Genomic DNA, 22,131 nt, shown 5'->3' with positions numbered 1-22,131 from the left:
CCCACCGGACGGAGAAGCGCATGACGACTCGAGCAACTCGCTCACAGCGCCGACGCACCGTCGCCGCCCTCGCCGTGATCCTCGCGGTGCTCGGGGCGTTCGTGTTCCGGCTCGTCGACATCCAGATGGTCCACGCGGACGATCACGTGGCCGAGGGCGTGAACACCGGCAACCTCGGATCGACGCAGGTCATCGCCGGCGCGCGCGGCGACATCACCGACTCGGACGGCACCGTGCTCGCCTCGAGCGTTCTCGTCTACGACGCGCAGCTCTCTCCGCTGCTCATCCGCGAGTTCGAGGAGGAGCCCAATCCGAAGAAGAAGCCGAAGCTCAGCTGGGACGAGGCCAGTGAGCGCATCGCGCGCATCGCCGGTCTCGATGTCGACGAGCTGCGCGAGAGCGTCTCGAAGAAGCTCGCGCAGGATCCGAACTCCCAGTACCTCGTGCTCGCCAACGGCCTCAGCACCGAGCAGTACCTGCAGCTGCGCGAGCTGAAGACCGAAGACGGGCTCGCCTACATCGCTATGAAGCCGCGCTCCGTGCGCGTCTACCCGAACGGCGCGGTCGCGGGGACGGCGCTCGGCTTCCTCGACGGGTCGGGCAAAGCTCAGTACGGCATCGAGCGCATCGAGGACTCGTGCCTCGCCGCGAAGAACGGCGAGATGACGTACCTCCGCGGTCAGGGCGGCGTGAAGATCCCGGGCAGCGAGCAGATCACGCCCGCGACCGACGGCGGCACCGTGCAGCTGACGATCAACAGCGACCTGAACTGGTACCTGCAGCAGATGATCGCCGAGGAGGCGCAGAAGCAGGGTGCGCAGGCCGGCTCGGTCACCGTCGTGGAGGTGAAGACGGGGAAGATCCGGGCCATGGCGGAATACCCCGCCGTCGACCCCAACGACATCGACTCCGTCGACCCCAAATACTGGAAGTCCCAGGTGTTCTCGGACGCCTACGAGCCCGGCTCGACCTTCAAGCCCATCACGGCCGCGGCGGTGCTCGACCAGGGGGCGGCCACCCCGCTGACAACGGTGACCGCGCCGTCGCGCGAGCACTTCCCGAACGGCGCGGAGGTCAACGACCCGTTCTCCCACCCCGTGTACCAGTACACCTTCGCCGGCGCGCTGATCGACTCCTCGAATGTCTCGCTGTCGAAGTTCGGCACGATGATCGCGCCCGAGACGCGCTACGACTACCTGCAGAAGTTCGGGGTCGGAGCACGCACCGCGGTGGGCTTCCCCGCAGAACAGTCCGGCCAGATCACCGACCTCGAGAAGTGGCGAGGTCAGACCCTCTACACCACCACGTTCGGGCAGGCGTTCACCGTCACCCCCGCTCAGATCGCCGGTGCGTACCAGGCGCTCGGCAACGGGGGAAAGAGGCTCGACCTCTCGCTCGTCGAGTCGTGCACGATGCCCGACGGCACCGTCGTCGAGGCCGACCGGCCGGAGGCGACCCAGGTGGTCAGCGAGGACACCGCGGCGCAGGTCCGACGGATGCTCGAGAACGTCGCCGTCCAGGGCGGCCTCGCCAAGACGGTCGCCGTGCCCGGCTACCGGATCGGCATGAAGACCGGAACCGCGCAGAAGCCCAACCTCGACAAGCCCGGATACAAGAAGGGCGTCTACTTCACCAACATGGCGGGCATCGCGCCCATCGAGGATCCGCAGTACGTCGTCCTGGTCACCCTCGACGAGCCGACTAAGATTAGGAACTCCGCGGCCACCGCCGTCGCGTTCCAGAAGGCGATGACGCAGGTGCTCAAGACCTACCGCGTCGCCCCCTCTTCGCAGCCCATGGATGAGCTGCTCCCGAAGTTCGACTAGCCGGCATCCCGCCGCGCAAGGAGATGCCACATGATCGCCCTTTCGCTCGCCGAGATCGCCGAGATCCTGAACGGTGAGCTGCGCCTGCACGCAGCCGACACGGCCGACACCGTCGTCGACGGCGTCGTCGACACCGACTCGCGCCAGATGACAGCCGGCTCGATCTTCGTGGCGAAGCCCGGTGAGGTGACCGACGGTCACCACTTCGTCGCCGCAGCCGCCGCCGCCGGGGCGGTGCTGGCCATCGTCGAGCGGCCGGTCGAGGCCGAGCTCACCCAGATCGTCGTCGCCGACGCGGTCGCCGCTCTGGCCGACCTCGCGCGCGAGGTCGTCGCGCGCGTGCGCGCGGCAGGAGACCTCCGGATCGTCGGCATCACCGGCTCGAACGGCAAGACCACCACCAAGAACTTCCTGGCGCGCATCCTGTCGGATGAGGGCGAGACGGTCGCGCCTGTCCGCTCGTACAACAACGAGGTGGGCGCACCGCTGACGATGCTGCGGGTCACACCGAGCACCCGGTATCTGGTGAGCGAGTTCGGTGCTGCAGGCGCAGGCAGCATCGCCCGCCTGGCCGGACTGGTCACCCCCGACGTCTCCGTCGTGCTCATGGTCGGACTCGCCCACGCAGGAGGGTTCGGCGGCATCGAGGAGACGGCGAAGGCGAAGTCCGAGCTGGTCAGCGCCGCGCGGACCGACGGCACGGCGGTGCTGAACGTGGACGACCCGCGCGTGTGGGCGATGCGCCGCATCGCCGAGGAGCGCGGGATGTCGGTGGTGGGCTTCGGCCAGCATCCGGATGCCGAGGTCAGGGCCGACCGCATCGAGGTCGCATCCGACGGCACGAGCGCCGTCATCAGCGCCGACGGCGAGGAGACCCCGCTGCGTCTGCAGGTGCTCGGCGCACATCACGTGCACAACGCCCTCGCCGCGATCTCCGCCGCCCGTGTGCTCGGTGTGCCGGTGCGCGCGTCGATCAGTCGTCTCGAGACCGTCGAGATCGCCGAGCGCTGGCGCATGCAGCCGATGGGATCCGACCGCGTCCGCATCATCAACGACGCCTACAACGCCAGTCCCGACTCGATGGCCGCGGCCCTGCGCACCCTCGCTCAGATCGTCGCGCCCGGGGAGCGCACCGTCGCGGTGCTCGGTGCGATGAGCGAGCTGGGGGAGACCGCAGGCGAGGAGCACGACCGGATCGGACTGCTCGCCGTGCGCCTGAACATCCAGCGCATCGTCGTCGTCGGCGCCGATGCGCGGCGTCTGTACCTGGCCGCGGTCGGCGAGGGCTCGTGGGACGGCGAGGCCGTGCACCTGCCCGACCAGGATGCCGCGTTCGAGTACCTCACGCACGAGCTGCGTGACGGCGACAGGGTGCTCGTGAAGTCGTCCAACTCCGCGGGGCTCCGGCATCTCGGCGATCGTCTGGGAGAATCGTTCTCGTGAGGTCCTTGCTTATGGCGACGGCGATTTCGCTCGCCTTCTCGCTCTTCCTGACCCCGGTCTTCCTCAAGGTGTTCCGCCGGATCGGCTGGGGGCAGGTCATCCGCACCCCGGAGGACATCGCCAACCCGAGCCACGAGGCCAAGCGCGGCACGCCCACCATGGGCGGCGTCATCTTCATCGTCGGAACGGTGATCGGCTACTTCGCCGGAAGCTTCTTCGGCGGCACGACACCGGCGCTCAGCGCGATCCTCGTGCTCTGGCTGATGGTCGGCTTCGGCATCGTCGGCTTCATCGACGACTACATGAAGATCCGCAGCCAGCGCAGCCTCGGGCTCTCCGGCTGGCGCAAGATCGTGGGGCAGCTGCTCGTGCTCGTGCCGTTCGGCATCGTCGCACTGAACTTCCCGAACCGCCTCGGCCAGTACCCGGCCAGCGGCTACGTGTCGCTGTTCCGCGACATCCCGTGGCTCAACCTCTTCGCCTTCGGTGCGGTGCTCGGCTGGATCCTCTATCTGATCTGGGTCTCGGTGATCGGCGTGGCGACGTCGAACAGCGTGAACCTGACCGACGGGCTCGACGGTCTCGCCGCCGGAGCCGGCGTGGTGGTCGTGGGCGCGTACAGCCTCATCGCGTTCTGGCAGTTCAAGCAGTCCTGCGTGGGATCGCTGCTGGCTCAGGCAGGATGCTACGAGGTGCGCGAACCCCTGAACCTGGCGACCGTGGCGGCGGCCTTCGCCGGCGGCCTGGTCGGGTTCCTGTGGTGGAACGCGCCCAAGGCCAAGGTGTTCATGGGCGATGTCGGCTCGATGGCGATCGGCGGCGTCGTGACGGCCATGGCGATCCTGACCCGCACCGAGCTGCTGCTGCTCGTGATCGCCGGCATCTTCGTGCTCTCCTCCGGCTCTGTCATCCTGCAGAGGCTGTACTTCAAGGTGACCCGCGGCAAACGGCTCTTCCTGATGAGCCCGTTCCATCATCACCTCGAGATGCGCGGCTGGGCCGAGGTGACGATCGTCGTGCGGCTCTGGATCATCGCCGGTCTCCTCGCGGTGTCGGCCGTCGGGCTCTTCTACGTCGACTGGCTGATTCAGGCATGAGCGATCGACTGGACTCCCTCACCAGCTGGCGCGCCGACTGGTCGGGGCTGAGGGTCGCCGTGCTGGGGCTGTCGGTGACCGGCTTCTCCGCGGCGGACACGCTCACCGAGCTGGGCGCCGAGGTTCTCGTGCTCTCCGAGGGCGCGGCAGAGGAGTACGCCCGTCTGGTGCCGGTGATCGGTGCGCGACTGGAGCTGGCATCGCTCGCCGATGTCCCGGCGGCACTGCGCGATTTCGATCCCGAGGTCGTCGTCGCATCTCCCGGCTTTCCTCCGTCGCACCCGGTGATCCGCTGGGCGCAGCAGAACGGGATCGCACTCTGGGGAGACATCGAGCTCGCCTGGCGGGTGCGCGACAAGGTCGTGCGCGCCGACGGCTCTCCCGCCGACTGGGTGCTCATCACGGGCACCAACGGCAAGACGACCACCACCCAGCTGACCGCGACGCTGCTGCAGGCCGGCGGCCTGCGTGCAGCCCCCTGCGGCAACATCGGCGTCCCCGTGCTCGACGCGGTGCGCGACCCGGCCGGCTTCGACGTGCTCGTCGTCGAGCTGTCCAGCCACCAGCTCTGGTACATCGGCCAGTCCGCCCTCGCGGGACAGCTCGTGCCCCACTCCGCGGTCTGCCTGAACCTCGCAGACGACCACCTCGTCTGGCACGGCAGCTCGGACGCGTACCGCGAGGCGAAGTCGTTCGTGTACCGGCACACGAGGGTCGCCTGCGTGTACAACAAAGCGGACGCCGCCACCGTGCGCATGGTGGAGGAGGCGGATGTCACCGAGGGAGCGCGCGCGATCGGCTTCGACCTCGGCACGCCGGGGCCCAGCGACCTCGGCGTGGTCGACGGCATTCTCGTCGACCGCGCCTTCCATGCGGATCGTCGCAACAGCGCACTCGAGCTGACCACGCTCGACGAGCTCCGCGCAGCGGGCCTCGGCGCGCCGCACATCGTGCAGAACATCCTCGCCGCGTCCGCGCTGGTCCGCTCGCTGGACGTCGCACCCGCTGTCATCCATGACGCCCTTCGCGACTTCACCCTGGACGCGCATCGGATCCAGCTGATCGCCGAGCATCGCGGCATCCGGTGGATCGACGACTCGAAGGCGACCAATCCGCACGCGGCCGCGTCGTCGCTGCGCGCCTACCCCGGCGCGGTGTGGGTCGTCGGTGGCGACCTCAAGGGGGTCGACCTCGGGGACCTCGTCGCCGATGCCGGCCGCACGGCGGGGGCCGCGATCGTGATCGGCGTGGACCGCGCGCCCGTTCTCGCGGCATTCGAGCGACACGCATCGCAGGTGCCGGTGTTCGAGGTCGTCCCCGGTGAGACTGGGGAGGTCATGGATCGCGTCGTGGAACTGGCGACCGGGATCATCGACGGCGAGGGGACGGTGCTGCTGGCTCCCGCCGCGGCATCCTTCGACCAGTTCGCCAGCTACGCGGACCGGGGAGAGCGCTTCGCGCAGGCGGTGCGCGCATGGATCGAGCAGTCGGGATCGTAGACGGAGGAGGGCGCGGATGACGCAGACGACTCGCCCTCCGCGCACCGAGGGCCGCGGACTCGCGGCGCGGGTATCGCTCGGTCGCCTCTTCGCTCCTCCCACCACGGAGTTCGTGCTCATCGCCTCGACGGCTCTGGTGCTCACGGTCTTCGGATGGGTCATGGTGCTCTCCGCGACCAGCGCGAAGCCCGACCCGTGGGACGGCGCGCTCAAGCAGGGCATCTTCGCACTTCTCGGCATCCCGCTGATGCTGCTGATCAGCCGGCTGCCCGTGTCGTTCCTCGGTCGCATCGCATGGCCGGCGCTCATCGGAGCCACCGCCCTGCAGCTGCTGGTCTTCGTGCCCGGTCTGCGCGTGTCGTCGTATGGAAACACCAACTGGATCCGGATCGCCGGTTTCCAGCTGCAGCCGTCCGAGTTCCTGAAGCTGACACTGGCGCTCTGGATCGCCTATGTGCTGCTTCGCAAGCGCGCGCGTCTGGGCATCTGGCATCACGTCTTCATCCCCGTGGTCCCCGTGTCGGTGCTCGTCGTCGGCACCGTGATCGGGGCCAACGACCTCGGCACGGCGATGGTGCTCGTGCTGATCACCCTCGGCTGCCTGTTCTTCGCCGGCGTCAAGCTGCGCCTGTTCATCCTGCCGCTGATCGGCGGCGTCATCGCCGTGCTCGGGTATGCGCTGACCAGTGACAACCGCATGAAGCGCATCATGTCGGCGTTCAATCCCGAGGCCTGCGACCCGACGCGCGAGTGCTACCAGGCCGTGCACGGCATGTGGGGGATGGCGAACGGCGGCATCTTCGGCGTCGGGCTCGGAAACTCGCAGGAGAAGTACGGCTGGCTGCCCGCCGCCGAGAACGACTACATCTTCGCCATCGTCGGCGAGGAGCTCGGCCTGATCGGCTGCGTGCTGGTGCTGGCGCTCTTCGCGGTCTTCGCGGTCGGCGTGTTCCGCATCGTGCGCCGCTCGGACGACCCCTTCATCCGGGTCGCCGCGGGAGGGATCGGCGTGTGGATCATGGGTCAGGCGCTGATCAACATCGGCGTCGTGCTGCGGGTCTTCCCCGTGATGGGAGTGCCGCTGCCCTTCATGTCGCAGGGCGGCACAGCGCTGGTGTCGGTGCTGGCGGCGTGCGGCGTGCTGCTCGCCTTCGCCCGCACGCTGCCCCAGTCCGACCCGCGCGCGTCCGTCCAGACGCCACGCGGCCGGACCACGGCGACAGCGGGTAGGGTCGCGAGGTGACTTCGTACCTTCTCGCCGGCGGGGGAACCGCCGGCCATGTCAATCCGCTGCTCGCGGTCGCCGATCTGCTGCGTGAGCGCGCCGGCGACCAGGTGCTCGTGCTGGGCACGAAGGAGGGGCTCGAGTCCCGCCTCGTCCCGGAGCGCGGCTACGAGCTGCTCATCGTCGACAAGGTTCCCTTCCCGCGTCGTCCCAACCGTGCCGCCATCGCATTCCCCCTGCGATTCCAGCGTGCGGTCGCCCAGGTGCGGGAGCACATCCGCCGCAACGCGATCGACGTGGTCGTCGGCTTCGGCGGCTACGCGTCCGCGCCCGCCTACGTCGCCGCCCGGCGCGAGAACGTCCCGTTCGTCGTGCACGAGGCCAATGCGAAGCCTGGTCTGGCCAACGTGCTCGGCGCCCGCAGCGCCGCTGCCGTCGGCGTCGCGTTCGAGGGCACGCCGCTGTCCCGCGGCGAGGTGGTCGGGATGCCGCTGCGCCGGGAGGTCGTCGACCTGGACCGGGCGGGAACCAGAGCCGAGGCCGCGGCGTACTTCGGTCTGGACCCCGATCGTCCGGTGCTGCTCGTCTTCGGGGGCTCGCTGGGGGCTCTGCGGCTGAACGAGGCGATCGCCGGATCGTGGGGCGACATCCTCGCAGCCGGCTGGCAGCTGCTGCACGCCACGGGCGAGCGGAGCGACCTCGTCGACCCCGAGGTGCCTGGCTACGCGATGCGCCGCTACATCGACCGGATGGATCTCGCCTTCGCCCTGGCCGACCTGATCGTGTCGCGCTCAGGATCGGCCACCGTGAGCGAGGTGAGCGCGCTCGGCATCCCGGCCGTGTACGTGCCCTACTCGGTCGGCAACGGCGAGCAGCGGCTCAACGCGGCATCGGCGGTCGAGGCCGGGGCTGCCGTGCTGCTGGATGACGAGACCTTCGACGGCGACGTCGTGCGCGAGCGGATCATCCCGCTGCTCGGGGACCGCGCGCGCATCGAGGCGATGGCGGCGGCGGCCGAGCGCATCGGCTCGCGCACCGGCTCCGAGGACCTCATCGCGCTCATCGATCGCGCACTCGCCGAAAAGTAGACTGGGAGCGACATGATCAGACCCGACCTCTCCCTCCCGATCCCCGACACCATCTCCTCCGCGCACTTCATCGGCATCGGCGGTTCCGGCATGAGCGGACTCGCGAGGATGTTCCTCGACGCGGGCATCCGCGTCTCCGGATCCGACCGCGCAGACAGCGACAACCTGCGCGCCCTCGCCGCCGCCGGGGCGACGGTGCACGTCGGACACGACGCGGCGCATCTCGGCGACGCGGACACCGTGATCCACACCGGTGCCATCTGGCCGGAGAACCCCGAGTTCGTCACCGCCAAGCAGCGCGGCCTGCACGTCATCCACCGCTCCCAGGCGCTGTTCTGGCTGATCGGCGGGCGTCGTCTCGTCTCAGTCGCGGGCGCCCACGGCAAGACGAGCTCGACCGGCATGCTCGTGACCGCACTGCAGGCCCTCGGCGCCGACCCGAGCTTCGTCAACGGCGGCGTGATCGAGCAGCTCGGCATCTCGAGCGGCACGGGCTCGGACGAGCTCTTCGTCATCGAGGCCGACGAGTCGGACGGCACCTTCCTGCTGTACGACACCGCGATCGCACTGATCACGAACGTCGACCCCGACCACCTCGACTTCTTCGGATCCGAGGACGCCTTCTACGACGCCTTCGTGCGCTTCGGCGACGAGGCCCGTGAGGCGGTCGTGATCTCGAGCGACGACCCCGGCGCGCAGCGCGTGCGGGCAGGCCTCAGCCACCGCACGGTCGTCACCTTCGGACGCGCGCCCGACGCCGACCTCCGCATCGACGACATCGCCACCGGCGGCGGGGTCTCGGCGACGCTGGTGCGCGGCACCGAGTCGGTGCGCATGCAGCTCGCCGTGCCAGGCGCGCACAACGCGATCAACGCGGGCGGCGTCGTGGCGGTGCTGCTCACGCTGGGCTACGCTCTCGCAGACGCCGTCCGTGCGGTCGAGGGCTTCGCAGGAACCGTCCGTCGGCTCGAGTTGCACGGCGAGGCGCGCGGCGTGCGCGTCTACGACGACTACTCGCACCACCCGACCGAGGTGCGAGCGGCCCTCGAGGCGATGCGCGGGGTGGCGGGGTCAGGGCGCCTGATCGCGATCCAGCAGCCGCACACCTACTCGCGCACCCAGCACATGTACCGCGAGTTCGCCGAGGTGCTCGAAGAGCTCGCCGATCACACCGTGATGCTCGACGTCTACGGCGCGCGAGAGGATCCGGTGCCCGGCGTGACGGGCGAACTGGTCAGCGGGGCCTTCGCCGACCAGACCAACGTGCACTACGTCCCCGACTGGCAGGAGGCGGCCGACTACACGGCCCGCATCGCGCGCGAAGGCGACTACATCGTCACCCTCGGCTGCGGCAACGTCTACCAGATCATCCCGCAGGTGCTGGACTCGCTGCGCCGTCCCGTCGAGGACTGACATGCGCCGCCCGGCACCGCTTCCCGCATCGCCCGAGGAGCCGACCCCTGACGACGTCTCCGAGGACGCAGCGCCCGGACGTCGCCGTGGCCTGCTGCGCTTCGGCGGCGCGTCCGCGGATGCCGCCGGGTCCCCGGCGCAGGATGCCGGCGACCCCGACGTCGCGGATGCCGCGGATCGTGCCTCGACCACGGATGTGATCGAGGACGAGGATCGGGATGCCGTGCGTGAGGCTGTGCGCAGCAGTGAGGTCTGGCGGGCGGCCAGGGCGCGCCGGAAGGCGCTTCGTGCCGAGATCCGCCGCTTCACCCAGCGCTCTCGCCGGCGCAGATTCGTCGTGTGGGGCTCAGCGGCCGCGATCGCGGCGCTGGTGATCGGCAGTGTGGTCGCCGCGTACAGCCCTCTCTTCGCGGTCGAGAAGATCACCGTCGCAGGGGCGACGACGATCGATCCCGCAGTCGTGCAGCAGTCGCTGTCGGGGCAGATCGGCGCACCGCTCGCCCTGGTTGACGCAGACGAGGTGAGGTCGGCGCTCGCGGAGTTCCCCGTCATCGAGTCGTACGCCCTCGAGGTGCGCCCGCCGCGCGAGCTGCTGGTGCGGATCGTGGAGCGGACGCCGATCGGCGCGATCCGCGGCGACGACGGGTACTCGGTGGTCGACGCGGCGGGTGTCGTGCTCGCGTCGAGTCCCGAACTGCCGGAGGGTCGGCCTGAGCTCGATGTCGCAGGGGGAGTCCGCTCGGCCGCGTTCCACAGCGCGGGCCTGGTGATGCGGTCGCTCCCCGCGGACCTCCGCTCTACCGTCGCCGAGGTGCGGGCGACATCGGGCGACGACGTCACGCTGCGTCTCGGCGACGGCAAGACCGTCGTGTGGGGGAGTGAGAAGGACTCGGTGCGCAAGGCCGCCGTGCTGGTGCGCCTGATCGCCGCGTCGCCGGGGTCGAGCACCTTCGACGTGTCGTCGCCCACCGTTCCCGTCGTGCGCTGAGGGCGCGCCCGCGCGGTATCGGAGCGGCGGTCGGAGTCGCAGGATGCCGGGATGCGGATCGATCGCGGCGACACGCCGTGTCGGTGCGGGCGCAGAGGGACGTTGCGCATACCGTCGTTGACGAGAACGCAATACCGGGAAACAGTTTAACCCTCTCGTTGAGGTTTAAGGTTTATCCCTCGTCAGGCTCGAATAACGGAGGCCGGCCATGAGCCAGAACCAGAACTACCTCGCCGTGATCAAGGTCGTCGGCGTCGGCGGTGGCGGCGTCAACGCCGTCAACCGCATGATCGAGCTCGGACTCCGCGGAGTCGAGTTCATCGCCGTCAACACCGACGCCCAGGCGCTGCTGATGAGCGACGCCGACGTCAAGCTCGACGTGGGGCGCGAGCTGACCCGCGGCCTCGGCGCGGGAGCCGACCCGGAGGTCGGTCGTCGCGCCGCCGAGGACCACGCGGAGGAGATCGAGCAGGCGCTGACCGGCGCCGACATGGTCTTCGTCACCGCCGGCGAGGGAGGCGGCACCGGCACGGGCGGAGCGCCCGTCGTCGCGCGCATCGCCAAGTCGATCGGCGCCCTGACCATCGGCGTCGTGACCAAGCCGTTCTCGTTCGAGGGCCGCCGCCGCCAGAGCCAGGCCGAAGCCGGCGTCGCGAAGCTCAAGGAAGAGGTCGACACCCTCATCGTGGTGCCGAACGACCGTCTCCTCGAGATCAGCGATCGCGGCATCTCGATGATCGAGGCGTTCGCCACGGCCGACCAGGTGCTGCTGGCCGGTGTGCAGGGCATCACCGACCTGATCACCACGCCCGGTCTGATCAACCTCGACTTCGCCGACGTGAAGTCGGTCATGCAGGGAGCCGGATCCGCCCTCATGGGCATCGGCTCTGCCCGCGGCGCCGACCGTGCCATCAAGGCCGCCGAGCTCGCAGTCGAGTCGCCGCTCCTCGAGGCGTCGATCGAGGGCGCCCACGGCGTGCTGCTGTCGATCCAGGGTGGATCGAACCTCGGCATCTTCGAGATCCACGATGCCGCCGACCTCGTCAAGGAGGCCGCGCACCCCGAGGCCAACATCATCTTCGGAACGGTTATCGACGACACGCTCGGCGACGAGGTTCGCGTCACGGTGATCGCGGCCGGCTTCGACGGCGGTGAGCCCGCTCCTCGTCTCGAGCCGATGGTCGTCGAGCGCCCGGCGGCGAACCCGCTGCCCGAGGTGCGCGTCGAGGAGACCTCCGCAGAGGAGCGCCCCGAGCCGGTCAAGCCGGCCGTGGCGCCCGCGCCCGTCGCCTCCAGCATCGAGCCGGCCTTCTCCGACGACGACATCGACATCCCCGAGTTCCTGAAGTGACGCTCAGCGCGCGGCTGTCGGCGATCGACGAGCGCATCGCCGACGCCGCGCGCCAGGCGGGCCGGGATCCGGGGGAGATCACCCGGATCGTGGTGACCAAGTTCCACCCGGCCTCCCTGGTGCGCGAGCTGCACGGGCTCGGCGTCGCAGATGTCGGCGAGAACCGCCAGCAGGAGATGTCGGCGAAGCTTGCGGACCTCGACGGCGTCGACGTGCGCTGGCATTTCATCGGTCAGGCCCAGACCAACAAGGCGGCGATGATCCGGCGTGACGCCGACGTCGTGCACTCCGTCGACCGGGTCAGGCTCGCCGACGCGCTGCACCGTGCCGCTGTCGGCGATGACGTGCTCGATGTCCTCGTTCAGGTGAACCTCACCGAGGACGAGGGACGCGGCGGGAGCACCCTCGCAGACGCCGAGGCGCTGACCGAGCATGTGCTCGGCCTCCCGTCGCTGCGGCTTCGTGGCGTGATGGCCGTCGCGCCTCTCGACGAGGAGCCGGCATCCGCCTTCGCGCGGCTGCGCGATGTCGCCGACCGCATCCGCTCCCTCGCCCCGAGGCCACGTGGATCTCGGCCGGGATGACCGGGGATTTCGAAGCGGCGATCCATGCGGGTGCGACACACCTGCGGATCGGATCCGCAATCACAGGACCGCGCCCCGACCGGGGTTAGCCTTTCAACCAGACCAGCCCGAACGTTCGAACCGGAGGACACGATGGGTAACCCGCTGAAGAAGACCATGGTGTATCTCGGCCTCGCCGACGAGGAAGAGGTCTACGAGGAGGAAGCCGCGCAGACGCCGGCGCGAGCCTCCCGTGACAAGCACGAGACGCCTGAGCGCGACGAGGCCGCACCGGCTCCCGTCACGCCGCTGCGCCGCCCGACCGCGGTGCGTCAGCCCGCTGCCGGCGCGGTCAACGAGATCCTCACCGTGCACCCCAAGCAGTACCGCGATGCGCAGATCATCGCCGAGAACTTCCGCGAGGGCGTCCCGGTGATCATCAACCTGTCGCAGATGAGCGACGCAGACGCGCGCCGCCTGATCGACTTCGCGAGCGGTCTCTCGCTCGGCCTGTACGGACGCATCGAGCGGGTCACCAGCAAGGTCTTCCTGCTCTCGCCCGAGAACATCGCCGTGTCGGGTCAGGGCGGCATCGCGCAGGCGGATTCCGCCTCGTTCGACTCCTGATCCGTGGGAGCGATCCTCAGCATCGTCGGCGGCATCGTCGAACTGGTGCTGACCCTGTACGTGCTCGTGCTCATCGTGCGACTCGTGCTCGAGTACATCCCGCTGTTCAACCGATCCTGGCGTCCTCGCGGCGCGGGACTGGTCGCGGCGGAGATCGTCTACACCGTGACCGATCCGCCCATCCGCTTCTTCCGTCGGCTGGTCCCGCCGCTGCGGATCGGCTCGATCGCCCTCGATTTCGGGTTCATGCTGACGATGCTCAGCGTGCTCATCCTGATGGCGATCGTGCGCGCTCTGACCTGACCTGCTGAGCGTGCTCGCATCGCGCCGCTCAGACTGGGGGACTATGCTTGGCTCCCAGACGCGCGCCCCGGGTACGCGTCGGAAGAACCACATCGCCGGCTCTCAGCGACTGGCAACCGAACTCATCGAAAGAGGAGCCACCCATGGCACTTACCCCGGATGACGTCGTCCACAAGGAGTTCCAGCACGTTCGATTCAAGGACGGCTTCGACCCTGAGGAGGTCGACGACTACCTCGACGAGATCGTCGTTGAATGGCGCAAGACCATCGAGGAGAACAACGAGCTGAAGGCGAAGCTCGCCGCGTTCGAGTCCGGCGAGAACGCCCCGGCTCCTGTCGCAGCGGCCGCTCCGGCGCCCGCCCCGGCCCCTGTGGCCGAAGGCTCGAGCACCGGCACCTCCGCCGGCATCATCGAGCTCGCCCAGCGCCTGCACGACGAGCACGTCGCCGAGGGCGAGGCCAAGCGCAAGCAGCTCATCGAAGACGCCGAGGCTGAGGTCGCGCGCATCCGCACCGAGGCCGAGGCCAAGCAGCGCGAGGAGTCCGCACGACTCGAGCGCGAGCGCAACACCCTCGAAGGTCGCATCACCGAGCTCCGCGAGTTCGAGCGCGACTACCGCGGCAAGCTGCGCGCGATGATCGAGGGCCAGCTGCGCGATCTCGACCAGAAGTCTCCGACGGACTCGACGCCCGTCTCCGCCATCGGCCTGTAGGTCACTCTTGGCAGGACGTCGTCCCCTTCGTCGGTCGGCGGCCGGCGCGATCGTCGCTCTTCTCGCGACGCTCGTGCTGGCCGCCGATCAGTATGTGAAGCACCTCACGATCGAGAACCTTCCCAAGCACGAGGCCGTGCCCGTGCTGGGAGAGTTCCTCCAGCTGTACTACGTGCGCAACGCCGGCGCCGCCTTCTCGATCGCCTCCAACATGACCTGGATCTTCACGATCGCCATGACCGTCGTCACCGGGATCATCATCTGGAAGACGTTCGAGGTCAGCTCGCGACTCTGGGCCGTCGTGCTCGGGTGCCTGCTCGGCGGGGTGCTCGGCAACCTCACCGACCGTCTGCTGCGCGAACCGGGTTTCGCGGTCGGCCACGTGGTCGACATGATCTCGATGCCCTGGATGCTGCCCGCGATCTTCAACGTCGCCGACATCTTCATCGTGTCGGGCATGATCGCCGTGGCGCTGCTGGTGGTGTTCGGGGTGCGTCTCGACGGCACGCGCGAGCGCGACCACGCCGCGAGTGATGACGACGCCGTGACCGGCCATGAGGACGCCGCCGCGTCCGCGGGAGCCTGATCGTGCAGTCCCGCAGCCTTCCCGTCCCCGACGGGCTCGACGGCCAGCGCGTCGACGCGGCCCTGGCGAAGATGCTCGGCTTCTCGCGCACCTTCGCAGCCGAGGTCGCCGAGGCGGGTGGCGTCACTCTCGACGGCGCCCCGCTCGGAAAGTCGGATCGTCTGCGGGCCGGCGGCTGGCTCGATGTGAGCTGGGCGCCGAAGGAGGAGCCGAGGATCGAGCCGATCCCGGTTCCCGAACTCGGGATCGTGCACGATGACGAGGACATCGTCGTCGTCGACAAGCCCACCGGCGTCGCAGCGCACCCGTCGCTGGGCTGGGAGGGTCCGACGGTCGTCGGCGCCCTCGCGGCGGCCGGGTTCCGTGTCGCCACCAGCGGCGCTCCCGAGCGACAGGGGGTCGTGCATCGGCTCGACGTGGGAACCAGCGGGCTGATGGTCGTCGCCAAGACCGAGCGCGCGTACACGGTGCTCAAGCGCGCTTTCAAGGAGCGAACGGTCGAGAAGATCTACCATGCCGTGGTCCAGGGGCATCCCGACCCGCTCTCCGGAACCATCGACGCGCCGATCGGCCGCCACCCGAATCACAGCTGGAAGTTTGCCGTCGTGCCCGACGGCAAGCCGTCGGTGACGCACTACGAGACTCTCGAGGCGTTCCCCGGCGCGTCGCTGCTCGAGATCCACCTGGAGACCGGGCGCACCCATCAGATCCGCGTGCACATGGCCGCGCACCGGCATCCCTGCGTGGGAGACCCGCTCTACGGAGCCGACCCGACGCTCTCTGCGAGACTGGGGCTGAGCAGGCAGTGGCTGCACGCGCACCGCCTGGCGTTCAGCCACCCCGCCACCGGCGAGTGGGTGCAGTTCGAGTCGCCGTATCCCGCCGACTTCCGACACGCGCTCGAGGCGCTCGACCCGGGGCGCGCCGAGGACTGACCGCGTCGCTCCGAGCCGATGTCGGTGCCATGCGCGAGACTGCGCAGGTGAGCATAGAGGTGAGGCCGGCGACGCGCTTCGACGACGTCGCCACCCTGGTAGGGCCGAAGAACCCGGCGTCGAACGTCTGCTTCTGCCTGAGCTATCGCATCGGGAACAAAGAGAACGTGGCGCTGCGCGGCGAGGCGCGCGCCGACCGCGTGCGCGAGCTCTGCGACCACGATCCGCCGCCGGGCGTGATCGCCTACCTCGACGGCGAGCCCGTCGGCTGGGCGGCTCTGCACCCGCGACGCGACACCAGCTTCGCGCGCAACCGGCTCATCCCGCACATCGATGACGTCGACGTGTGGTCGCTGTGGTGCTTCCGCGTGCGACCCGGTCACCGCAAGCAGGGCGTCATGCATGCGCTGATCGCCGGTGCGGTCGACTATGCGCGTGAGCGCGGGGCGCCGGCCGTTGAGGGCTATCCGGTAGACAACCGCGGAGAGAAGGTCAATCAGACGATGATGTACGTCGGCACGCGATCGCTGTTCGAGAGTGCGGGTTTCGAGAGGGCAGCGGACACAGGCTCGGTGCTCGACGGATTCCCTCGTGTGGTGATGCGGCTCGACCTCAGCGCCTGACGCGACCGCCGCGGAAGGTCGCCGGATCGTCCTCCGCCATCGCAAGGGCGATCTTGCGCACATGCGCGTCGTCGACGTCACCCATCGCCGCGAGGTCGTAGAAGCCGACCTCGGTCAGCTCGCCGTCGGCCGGATGCGGGTCTCCCGACACCCAGGTGCAGCGGAAGACGAGGTCGAGGTAGTCGACCTGATCGCCGTTGGCATAGGTGATCCGGGGGAGCTGCTGCACGAGTGCGAGCCTGTCGACCGAGACGACCACTCCCGCCTCCTCGAGGCACTCGCGTGCCGCGGCGTCTGCCGGCTCCTCGCCAGGCTCGACGATGCCGGAGACGGACTGCCACGCTCCGTTGTCCGCGCGCTTGCCGAGCAGCACCTTCTCGTCGCGGAAGACGATGGCCGTGGTGCCGACGAGGGGAAGCGGTGCGGTGCCGATGTGCTCGCGCAGCACGAGGACGAACTCTGGAGTGGCCATGGCATTCAGCGTATCGATCGCGATGAGAGGATTCCGTGAACCGTTCCCGCGCGCGAAGGCAATACCCGGTGTGAGCACAGACAGCGAGATCATCGAGCGATCGCTCGAGGAGCCGGAGGCCTTCTCCGGGATATTCGAGAGACACGTCCGTCCCGTCGGCGGCTATATCCGGCGACGGGTGGGGGCGGACGCCGTGGACGACGCGCTCAGCGAGACGTTCCTCGTGGCGTTCCGCCGACGTGCCTCGTTCGACCGGAGCGTCGGTTCTGCGCTGCCGTGGCTGCTCGGCATCGCGACGCGGATCGTGAAGCGGCACCGCGCTGATGAGGCCAGGCAGTGGCGGTCGTTCGCCGCCGCGTCCGCCGCTGCGCCTGTCGGCGACGGGGGTCATGGTGGGGTCGATGAGCGGATCGACGCCGATGCGGCGGTGAGGGCGCTCGCGCCCCGCATCGCGGCGCTGTCGGCACGGGATCGCGACACGCTGCTGCTGTACGCGTGGGGCGATCTGACCTACGAGCAGATCGCGATCGCGCTCGGCGTGCCGGTCGGAACCGTCCGTTCGCGGTTGAATCGCGTTCGGCGGAGGCTCGCACCTCCGGGCTCGCACACCGCGGCCCGACTGACCTGGATGGCGAAGGAGGAGAGCGATGTCGCTTATGGAACAGGTGCGTGAGATCGGCGGGGCCGAGGCGCACATCGACGAGAAGGACGTCGCGGCGGCGCGTCGTGCTCTGATGCGCTCGATCGGCGCGGCACAGCCGAAGGCGAAGCGGATCGCCAGGGGACGGTGGATAGGCGTCGGCGGACTGGTGGCGGCGTCGGCGGTGACGGCGATCGTCGTCGGGACCGTGCTCGCACCCCCGGACGCGTCGAGCGCATCGGCCGCGGTGTTCGAGGAGGCGGCCGCGGGGGCGGAGAAGGGTGCGGCGATGCCGCTGGAGCCCGGCAGGTACCTGAAGCTGGAGACCGCCTTCTCGATGCACACCACCTGGGATGCGGACATGCCGGAGGGAGCCCGTTTCAACAACCACGATCCGGAGGATGCCGAGGCGATCCTCGTCGTCCAGGATCGGGGCACGACCTGGGTCCCGGCGAACGCGGACGACGTGTGGGTGCGCGAGCGGATCCCGTACACCGTGGTCGACGCGCAGGGGACGGGGTCGGCAGAGGCCCTCGCGGAGTGGGCCGAGCAGGATCCGGGCAGAGGGCTCGGTGGCGTGAACCGCTACCCGGGCGGTCTCGCGGAGGGCGGCGGGGGTGACGGCGAGACCTTCGAGTACCACCTCGACGATCGTGAGCTCTACGCCGATCTGCCTGACGACGTGCCGGGGGTGATCGACTGGTTCTCCTCTCGATACGAGGGTGAGGGGGATGCGAACGGACTCGGGCACTACTTCGCCGAGACGATCAGCGACGTGTCGGTCTTCAACCTCGCACCCGCATCGGCGCGTGCCTCCATGCTGCGAGCCTTCGCGACGCTCGACGGGGTCGAGGTCGTGTCCACCGACGCCGACAGGTCGACGCTGCGCTACGAGCGGACGAGGACGAACGGCGACACCTCGGCGATCGATTTCGTCCTCGACACGGAGCGGGGGTACGTGCTCGAGGTGACGTCCTGGCCGTACGGCGTCGATCCGGACGGGGAGCCGACAGCACCCCGCTGGAGCAGCCGCACCACGGCGACGATCTCGGTGGTCGATTCCGCCCCGTGATCCTGCGGAGCGTCGCTGAGGCGGCCCCGGCACCGGAACCAGGTGTCGGGGCCGCCTCGTAGACTCGAGGGCATGGCCTCCGACTCTTTCGTGCACCTGCATGTCCACAGCGAGTACTCGATGCTGGACGGCGCGGCGAAGATCGCCGCGATGACGCAGGCGGCGGCCGATTACGGGATGCCGGCGATCGCCGTCACCGACCACGGCAACACCTTCGCGGCGTTCGAGTTCTACAATGCGGCGAAGAACGCGGGCATCAAGCCGATCATCGGCCTCGAGGCGTATATGACGCCGGGCACTCACCGCAGCGACAAGACCCGCGTGGCGTGGGGATCGCCGGATCAGAAGAGTGACGACGTCTCGGGATCGGGCGCTTACACCCACATGACGATGTGGAGCGAGACCACGCAGGGCATGCACAACCTGTTCCGCATCAGCTCGCGCTCGAGCATGGAGGGGTACTACTTCAAGCCGCGTATGGACCGCGAGCTGCTGCAGACCTACGGCAAGGGGCTGATCGCCACCACCGGATGCCCGTCAGGGGAGGTGCAGACCAGGCTCCGGCTCGGACAGTACGACGCCGCGCGTGCCGCGGCCGCCGAGTTCCAGGACATCTTCGGCAAGGAGAACTTCTTCGCCGAGATCATGGACCACGGGCTCTCCATCGAGCGACGTGTGATGACCGACCTGCTCCGGCTGGCCAAAGACCTGAACATCCCGCTGGTGGCCACCAACGACTCGCACTACACGCACCAGCACGAAGCCGATGCGCACGAAGCGCTGCTGTGCGTGCAGTCCGGCTCGACCATGGACGATCCGAACCGCTTCAAGTTCGACGGCGACGGCTACTACATCAAGACAGCGCAGGAGATGCGTCAGCTGTTCCGCGACCACCCGGAGGCGTGCGACAACACGCTGCTGATCGCCGAGCGCTGCCAGGTGGAGTTCGACACCTCCGCCAACTACATGCCGAAGTTCCCCGTGCCCGACGGCGAGACCGAAGACAGCTGGCTGGTCAAGGAGGTCGAGGCAGGGCTTCACTACCGCTACCCGGGCGGCATCCCCGACAAGGTGCGCAAGCAGGCCGAGTACGAGCTCGGCGTCATCCTGCAGATGGGCTTCCCCGGCTACTTCCTCGTGGTCGCCGACTTCATCAACTGGGCCAAGGACAACGGCATCCGGGTGGGGCCCGGCCGTGGTTCCGGCGCGGGATCGATGGTCGCCTACGCGATGAAGATCACCGATCTGGATCCGCTCGAGCACGGCCTCATCTTCGAGCGCTTCCTGAACCCCGATCGCGTGTCGATGCCCGACTTCGACGTCGACTTCGACGACCGTCGACGCGGCGAGGTCATCGAGTACGTCACCGAGAAGTACGGCTCCGAGCGCGTCGCGCAGATCGTCACGTACGGCACGATCAAGTCCAAGCAGGCGCTGAAGGACGCTGGTCGCGTGCTCGGATTCCCGTTCAGCATGGGCGACCGCCTGACGAAGGCCATGCCGCCGGCCGTGATGGGCAAGGACATGCCGCTCAGCGGCATGTACGACAGTGCGCACCCCCGGTACAAGGAGGCCAGCGAGTTCCGCGCGCTGATCGACACCGATCCCGAGGCGAAGACGGTCTTCGAGCGGGCTCTGGGGCTCGAGGGGCTGAAGCGGCAGTGGGGTGTGCACGCCGCGGGCGTGATCATGTCGTCCGAGCCGCTGCTCGACATCATCCCCATCATGAAGCGCGAGCAGGACGGCCAGATCGTCACGCAGTTCGACTACCCGTCGTGCGAGTCGCTCGGCCTGATCAAGATGGACTTCCTCGGGCTGCGCAACCTCACGATCATCTCGGACGCGCTCGACAACATCCGGCTCAACAGGGGAGAGGAGCTCGACCTCGAGCACCTGGGCCTCGACGACCGGGCCGTCTACGATCTGCTCGCACGCGGCGACACACTCGGAGTGTTCCAGCTCGACAGCCCGCCGCTGCGCTCGCTCATGCGGCTGATGAAGCCAGACAACTTCGGCGACATCTCGGCCCTCATCGCGTTGTACCGCCCCGGTCCGATGGGCGCGAACTCGCACACGAACTACGCGCTGCGCAAGAACGGCCTGCAGGAGATCACGCCCATCCATCCCGAGCTCGAAGAGCCCCTGGCCGACATCCTGCAGGAGTCGTACGGCCTGATCATCTATCAGGAGCAGGTCATGGCGATCGCGCAGAAGGTCGCGGGGTTCAGCCTCGGTCAGGCCGACATCCTGCGCCGTGCGATGGGAAAGAAGAAGAAGTCCGAGCTCGACAAGCAGTACGAGGGCTTCTCCGGCGGCATGAAGGAGCGCGGCTACGGCGAGGGCGCGGTGAAGGCGCTGTGGGACATCCTGCTGCCCTTCTCGGACTACGCGTTCAACAAAGCCCACTCCGCCGCCTACGGTCTGGTCTCCTACTGGACCGCGTACCTCAAGGCGCACTATCCGGCCGAGTACATGGCGGCCCTTCTCACGAGTGTCGGCGACTCCAAAGACAAGATGGCTCTGTACCTCAACGAGTGCCGGCGCATGGGCATCCGGGTGCTTCCGCCCGACGTCTCGGAGTCGATCAACTTCTTCGCCGCCGTCGGCGAGGACATCCGCTTCGGGCTCGGTGCCGTGCGCAACGTGGGCAGCAACGTCGTCGACGGGATCGTCGCCTCCCGTAAGGACGGGGCCTTCACCTCGTTCCATGACTTCCTCGGCAAGGTGCCTCTGCACGTCGCGAACAAGCGAACCGTCGAATCCCTGATCAAGGCGGGTGCCTTCGACTCGATGGGCGACACGCGTCGCGCCCTGATGGAGATCCACGAGGACGCTGTCGAGGCCGCCGTCGACCGCAAGCGGAACGAGGCGCAGGGCGCGATCGGCTTCGACTTCGACAGCCTGTACGACGACATGGAGGAGGCCCCGCCGGCGAAGGTCCCCGATCGCCCGGAGTGGATCAAGAAGGACAAGCTGGCGTTCGAGCGCGAGATGCTCGGCCTCTACGTGTCCGATCACCCTCTCGCGGGACTGGAAGTGCCGCTGGCCAAGCACGCCTCGATCTCGATCAGCGACCTGCTGACCTCGGAAGACCTTCAGGACGGCGATCAGGTCACCGTCGCCGGACTGGTGACGAGCGTGCAGCACCGTGTGGCGAAGGCCAGCGGCAATCCGTACGGCATGATCACCGTCGAGGACTTCAACGGCGAGGTGACGGTCATGTTCATGGGCAAGACCTACACCGAGTTCCAGCACACGCTGCAGCAGGATGCCATCCTCGCCGTCCGCGGGCGCGTGTCCCGCCGGGACGACGGTCTCAATCTGCACGCGCAGTCGGCCTTCGCCCCCGACGTCGGATCGTTCGACGCGGCCGGACCGCTCTCGCTCCTGGTCGCCGAGCAGCGTGCGACCGAGCGCGTCATGAACGACCTTGCAGACGTGCTGCGGCGCCACGCCGGAGAGACCGAGGTGCTGCTGCGCGTCCATCGCGGCGGCTCGGCCAAGGTGTTCGAGGTGCCCATGCCCGTCACGGTGTCGGCAGACCTGTTCGGCGACCTGAAATCGCTGCTCGGGCCCTCCTGCCTGGGGTGAGCGACAGACGACGACACGACTGACCGAACTCCAGGGTCGGGTGGGTAGGATCGTGACTCGCGTGGCGACCCACCCG

The 22,131-nt window shown here is 68.7% G+C and carries 19 protein-coding genes and 1 pseudogene; 19 read left to right on the top strand and 1 reads right to left on the bottom strand.

Annotated features, from left to right (window positions below; all coding sequences use genetic code 11):
• Positions 1 to 20: 20 nt before the first annotated feature.
• The 16 genes and pseudogenes from FVO59_RS15820 (at position 21) to FVO59_RS15745 (ending at position 16,280) form a co-directional block, all read left to right on the top strand.
• Positions 21 to 1,826 (top strand): peptidoglycan D,D-transpeptidase FtsI family protein, encoded by a 1,806-nt coding sequence (locus FVO59_RS15820; protein ID WP_182253489.1) that lies wholly within the window; start codon positions 21 to 23, stop codon positions 1,824 to 1,826.
• Between the two features lie 30 nt (positions 1,827 to 1,856).
• The gene (locus tag FVO59_RS15815) at positions 1,857 to 3,269 is read left to right on the top strand and encodes a UDP-N-acetylmuramoyl-tripeptide--D-alanyl-D-alanine ligase (protein ID WP_182253488.1); all 1,413 of its coding nucleotides are present in this window, start codon (positions 1,857 to 1,859) and stop codon (positions 3,267 to 3,269) included.
• Positions 3,266 to 4,366 carry a phospho-N-acetylmuramoyl-pentapeptide-transferase gene (mraY, locus tag FVO59_RS15810; RefSeq protein ID WP_182253487.1) on the top strand — a complete coding sequence of 367 codons (1,101 nt, stop codon included), beginning with the start codon at positions 3,266 to 3,268 and terminating at the stop codon, positions 4,364 to 4,366. Before FVO59_RS15815 ends, mraY begins: the two co-directional genes overlap by 4 nt.
• Positions 4,363 to 5,865: a UDP-N-acetylmuramoyl-L-alanine--D-glutamate ligase gene (gene murD / locus FVO59_RS15805; RefSeq protein ID WP_182253486.1), complete on the top strand. Its 1,503-nt coding sequence runs from the start codon at positions 4,363 to 4,365 to the stop codon at positions 5,863 to 5,865. The genes mraY and murD overlap by 4 nt, the downstream gene beginning before the upstream one ends.
• Positions 5,866 to 5,881: 16 nt before the next feature.
• Positions 5,882 to 7,108, top strand: a complete 1,227-nt coding sequence (gene ftsW / locus FVO59_RS15800) for a putative lipid II flippase FtsW (RefSeq protein WP_182253485.1) — start codon at positions 5,882 to 5,884, stop codon at positions 7,106 to 7,108.
• Positions 7,105 to 8,178 (top strand): UDP-N-acetylglucosamine--N-acetylmuramyl-(pentapeptide) pyrophosphoryl-undecaprenol N-acetylglucosamine transferase, encoded by a 1,074-nt coding sequence (locus tag FVO59_RS15795; protein ID WP_182253484.1) that lies wholly within the window; start codon positions 7,105 to 7,107, stop codon positions 8,176 to 8,178. Before ftsW ends, FVO59_RS15795 begins: the two co-directional genes overlap by 4 nt.
• A gap of 12 nt (positions 8,179 to 8,190) precedes the next feature.
• The gene (gene murC / locus FVO59_RS15790) at positions 8,191 to 9,591 is read left to right on the top strand and encodes a UDP-N-acetylmuramate--L-alanine ligase (RefSeq protein WP_182253483.1); all 1,401 of its coding nucleotides are present in this window, start codon (positions 8,191 to 8,193) and stop codon (positions 9,589 to 9,591) included.
• A gap of 1 nt (position 9,592) precedes the next feature.
• Positions 9,593 to 10,579, top strand: a complete 987-nt coding sequence (locus FVO59_RS15785; RefSeq protein ID WP_182253482.1) for a cell division protein FtsQ/DivIB — start codon at positions 9,593 to 9,595, stop codon at positions 10,577 to 10,579.
• 208 nt (positions 10,580 to 10,787) lie between these two features.
• Entirely contained in the window at positions 10,788 to 11,930 is a 1,143-nt protein-coding gene (gene ftsZ, locus FVO59_RS15780) for a cell division protein FtsZ (protein ID WP_182253481.1), read from the top strand.
• A pseudogene (locus tag FVO59_RS15775) lies at positions 11,927 to 12,603 on the top strand (YggS family pyridoxal phosphate-dependent enzyme). Before ftsZ ends, FVO59_RS15775 begins: the two are co-directional and overlap by 4 nt.
• 43 nt (positions 12,604 to 12,646) lie before the next feature.
• A complete protein-coding gene (locus tag FVO59_RS15770; RefSeq protein ID WP_182253480.1) occupies positions 12,647 to 13,120 on the top strand; it encodes a cell division protein SepF in 474 nt (157 codons plus the stop codon).
• 3 nt (positions 13,121 to 13,123) lie between these two features.
• Positions 13,124 to 13,423 (top strand): YggT family protein, encoded by a 300-nt coding sequence (locus FVO59_RS15765; protein ID WP_182253479.1) that lies wholly within the window; start codon positions 13,124 to 13,126, stop codon positions 13,421 to 13,423.
• A gap of 143 nt (positions 13,424 to 13,566) precedes the next feature.
• The gene (locus FVO59_RS15760) at positions 13,567 to 14,136 is read left to right on the top strand and encodes a DivIVA domain-containing protein (RefSeq protein WP_182253478.1); all 570 of its coding nucleotides are present in this window, start codon (positions 13,567 to 13,569) and stop codon (positions 14,134 to 14,136) included.
• Positions 14,137 to 14,143: 7 nt separating this feature from the next.
• Positions 14,144 to 14,722: a signal peptidase II gene (gene lspA, locus FVO59_RS15755; RefSeq protein ID WP_182253477.1), complete on the top strand. Its 579-nt coding sequence runs from the start codon at positions 14,144 to 14,146 to the stop codon at positions 14,720 to 14,722.
• A gap of 2 nt (positions 14,723 to 14,724) precedes the next feature.
• Entirely contained in the window at positions 14,725 to 15,657 is a 933-nt protein-coding gene (locus FVO59_RS15750) for an RluA family pseudouridine synthase (protein ID WP_182253476.1), read from the top strand.
• A 47-nt stretch (positions 15,658 to 15,704) separates the two neighbouring features.
• Positions 15,705 to 16,280, top strand: a complete 576-nt coding sequence (locus FVO59_RS15745; RefSeq protein ID WP_182253475.1) for a GNAT family N-acetyltransferase — start codon at positions 15,705 to 15,707, stop codon at positions 16,278 to 16,280.
• Here FVO59_RS15745 and FVO59_RS15740 read toward each other — a convergent pair.
• The gene (locus FVO59_RS15740) at positions 16,270 to 16,752 is read right to left on the bottom strand and encodes an NUDIX hydrolase (RefSeq protein ID WP_182253474.1); all 483 of its coding nucleotides are present in this window, start codon (positions 16,750 to 16,752) and stop codon (positions 16,270 to 16,272) included. The two genes, FVO59_RS15745 and FVO59_RS15740, sit on opposite strands and share 11 nt — an antisense overlap.
• A 70-nt stretch (positions 16,753 to 16,822) precedes the next feature.
• Here FVO59_RS15740 and FVO59_RS15735 point away from each other — a divergent pair, with 70 nt between their 5' ends.
• From FVO59_RS15735 to dnaE, 3 genes are all read left to right on the top strand, one after another.
• Complete coding sequence (locus FVO59_RS15735; protein WP_182253473.1) at positions 16,823 to 17,425, top strand: RNA polymerase sigma factor; 603 nt, start codon at positions 16,823 to 16,825, stop codon at positions 17,423 to 17,425.
• A complete protein-coding gene (locus FVO59_RS15730; RefSeq protein ID WP_182253472.1) occupies positions 17,400 to 18,464 on the top strand; it encodes a hypothetical protein in 1,065 nt (354 codons plus the stop codon). The genes FVO59_RS15735 and FVO59_RS15730 overlap by 26 nt, the downstream gene beginning before the upstream one ends.
• A gap of 72 nt (positions 18,465 to 18,536) precedes the next feature.
• Entirely contained in the window at positions 18,537 to 22,055 is a 3,519-nt protein-coding gene (gene dnaE / locus FVO59_RS15725) for a DNA polymerase III subunit alpha (protein ID WP_182253471.1), read from the top strand.
• Positions 22,056 to 22,131: the final 76 nt, after the last annotated feature.

Origin of the sequence: Microbacterium esteraromaticum (assembly GCF_014084045.1) — a bacterium.
Classification (GTDB): domain Bacteria; phylum Actinomycetota; class Actinomycetes; order Actinomycetales; family Microbacteriaceae; genus Microbacterium; species Microbacterium esteraromaticum_D.
This window is presented reverse-complemented; position numbering and strand designations above follow the sequence as displayed.

Bases quoted from the DNA above. Each gene is read 5' to 3' on its own strand.
- FVO59_RS15820 (WP_182253489.1), top strand. From the start codon at position 21: ATGACGACTCGAGCAACTCGCTCACAGCGCCGACGCACCGTCGCCGCC.
- FVO59_RS15815 (WP_182253488.1), top strand. From the start codon at position 1,857: ATGATCGCCCTTTCGCTCGCCGAGATCGCCGAGATCCTGAACGGTGAG.
- murD (WP_182253486.1), top strand. From the start codon at position 4,363: ATGAGCGATCGACTGGACTCCCTCACCAGCTGGCGCGCCGACTGGTCG.
- ftsW (WP_182253485.1), top strand. From the start codon at position 5,882: ATGACGCAGACGACTCGCCCTCCGCGCACCGAGGGCCGCGGACTCGCG.
- murC (WP_182253483.1), top strand. From the start codon at position 8,191: ATGATCAGACCCGACCTCTCCCTCCCGATCCCCGACACCATCTCCTCC.
- FVO59_RS15785 (WP_182253482.1), top strand. From the start codon at position 9,593: ATGCGCCGCCCGGCACCGCTTCCCGCATCGCCCGAGGAGCCGACCCCT.
- ftsZ (WP_182253481.1), top strand. From the start codon at position 10,788: ATGAGCCAGAACCAGAACTACCTCGCCGTGATCAAGGTCGTCGGCGTC.
- FVO59_RS15770 (WP_182253480.1), top strand. From the start codon at position 12,647: ATGGGTAACCCGCTGAAGAAGACCATGGTGTATCTCGGCCTCGCCGAC.
- FVO59_RS15760 (WP_182253478.1), top strand. From the start codon at position 13,567: ATGGCACTTACCCCGGATGACGTCGTCCACAAGGAGTTCCAGCACGTT.
- FVO59_RS15740 (WP_182253474.1), bottom strand. From the start codon at position 16,752: ATGGCCACTCCAGAGTTCGTCCTCGTGCTGCGCGAGCACATCGGCACC.
- FVO59_RS15730 (WP_182253472.1), top strand. From the start codon at position 17,400: ATGTCGCTTATGGAACAGGTGCGTGAGATCGGCGGGGCCGAGGCGCAC.
- dnaE (WP_182253471.1), top strand. From the start codon at position 18,537: ATGGCCTCCGACTCTTTCGTGCACCTGCATGTCCACAGCGAGTACTCG.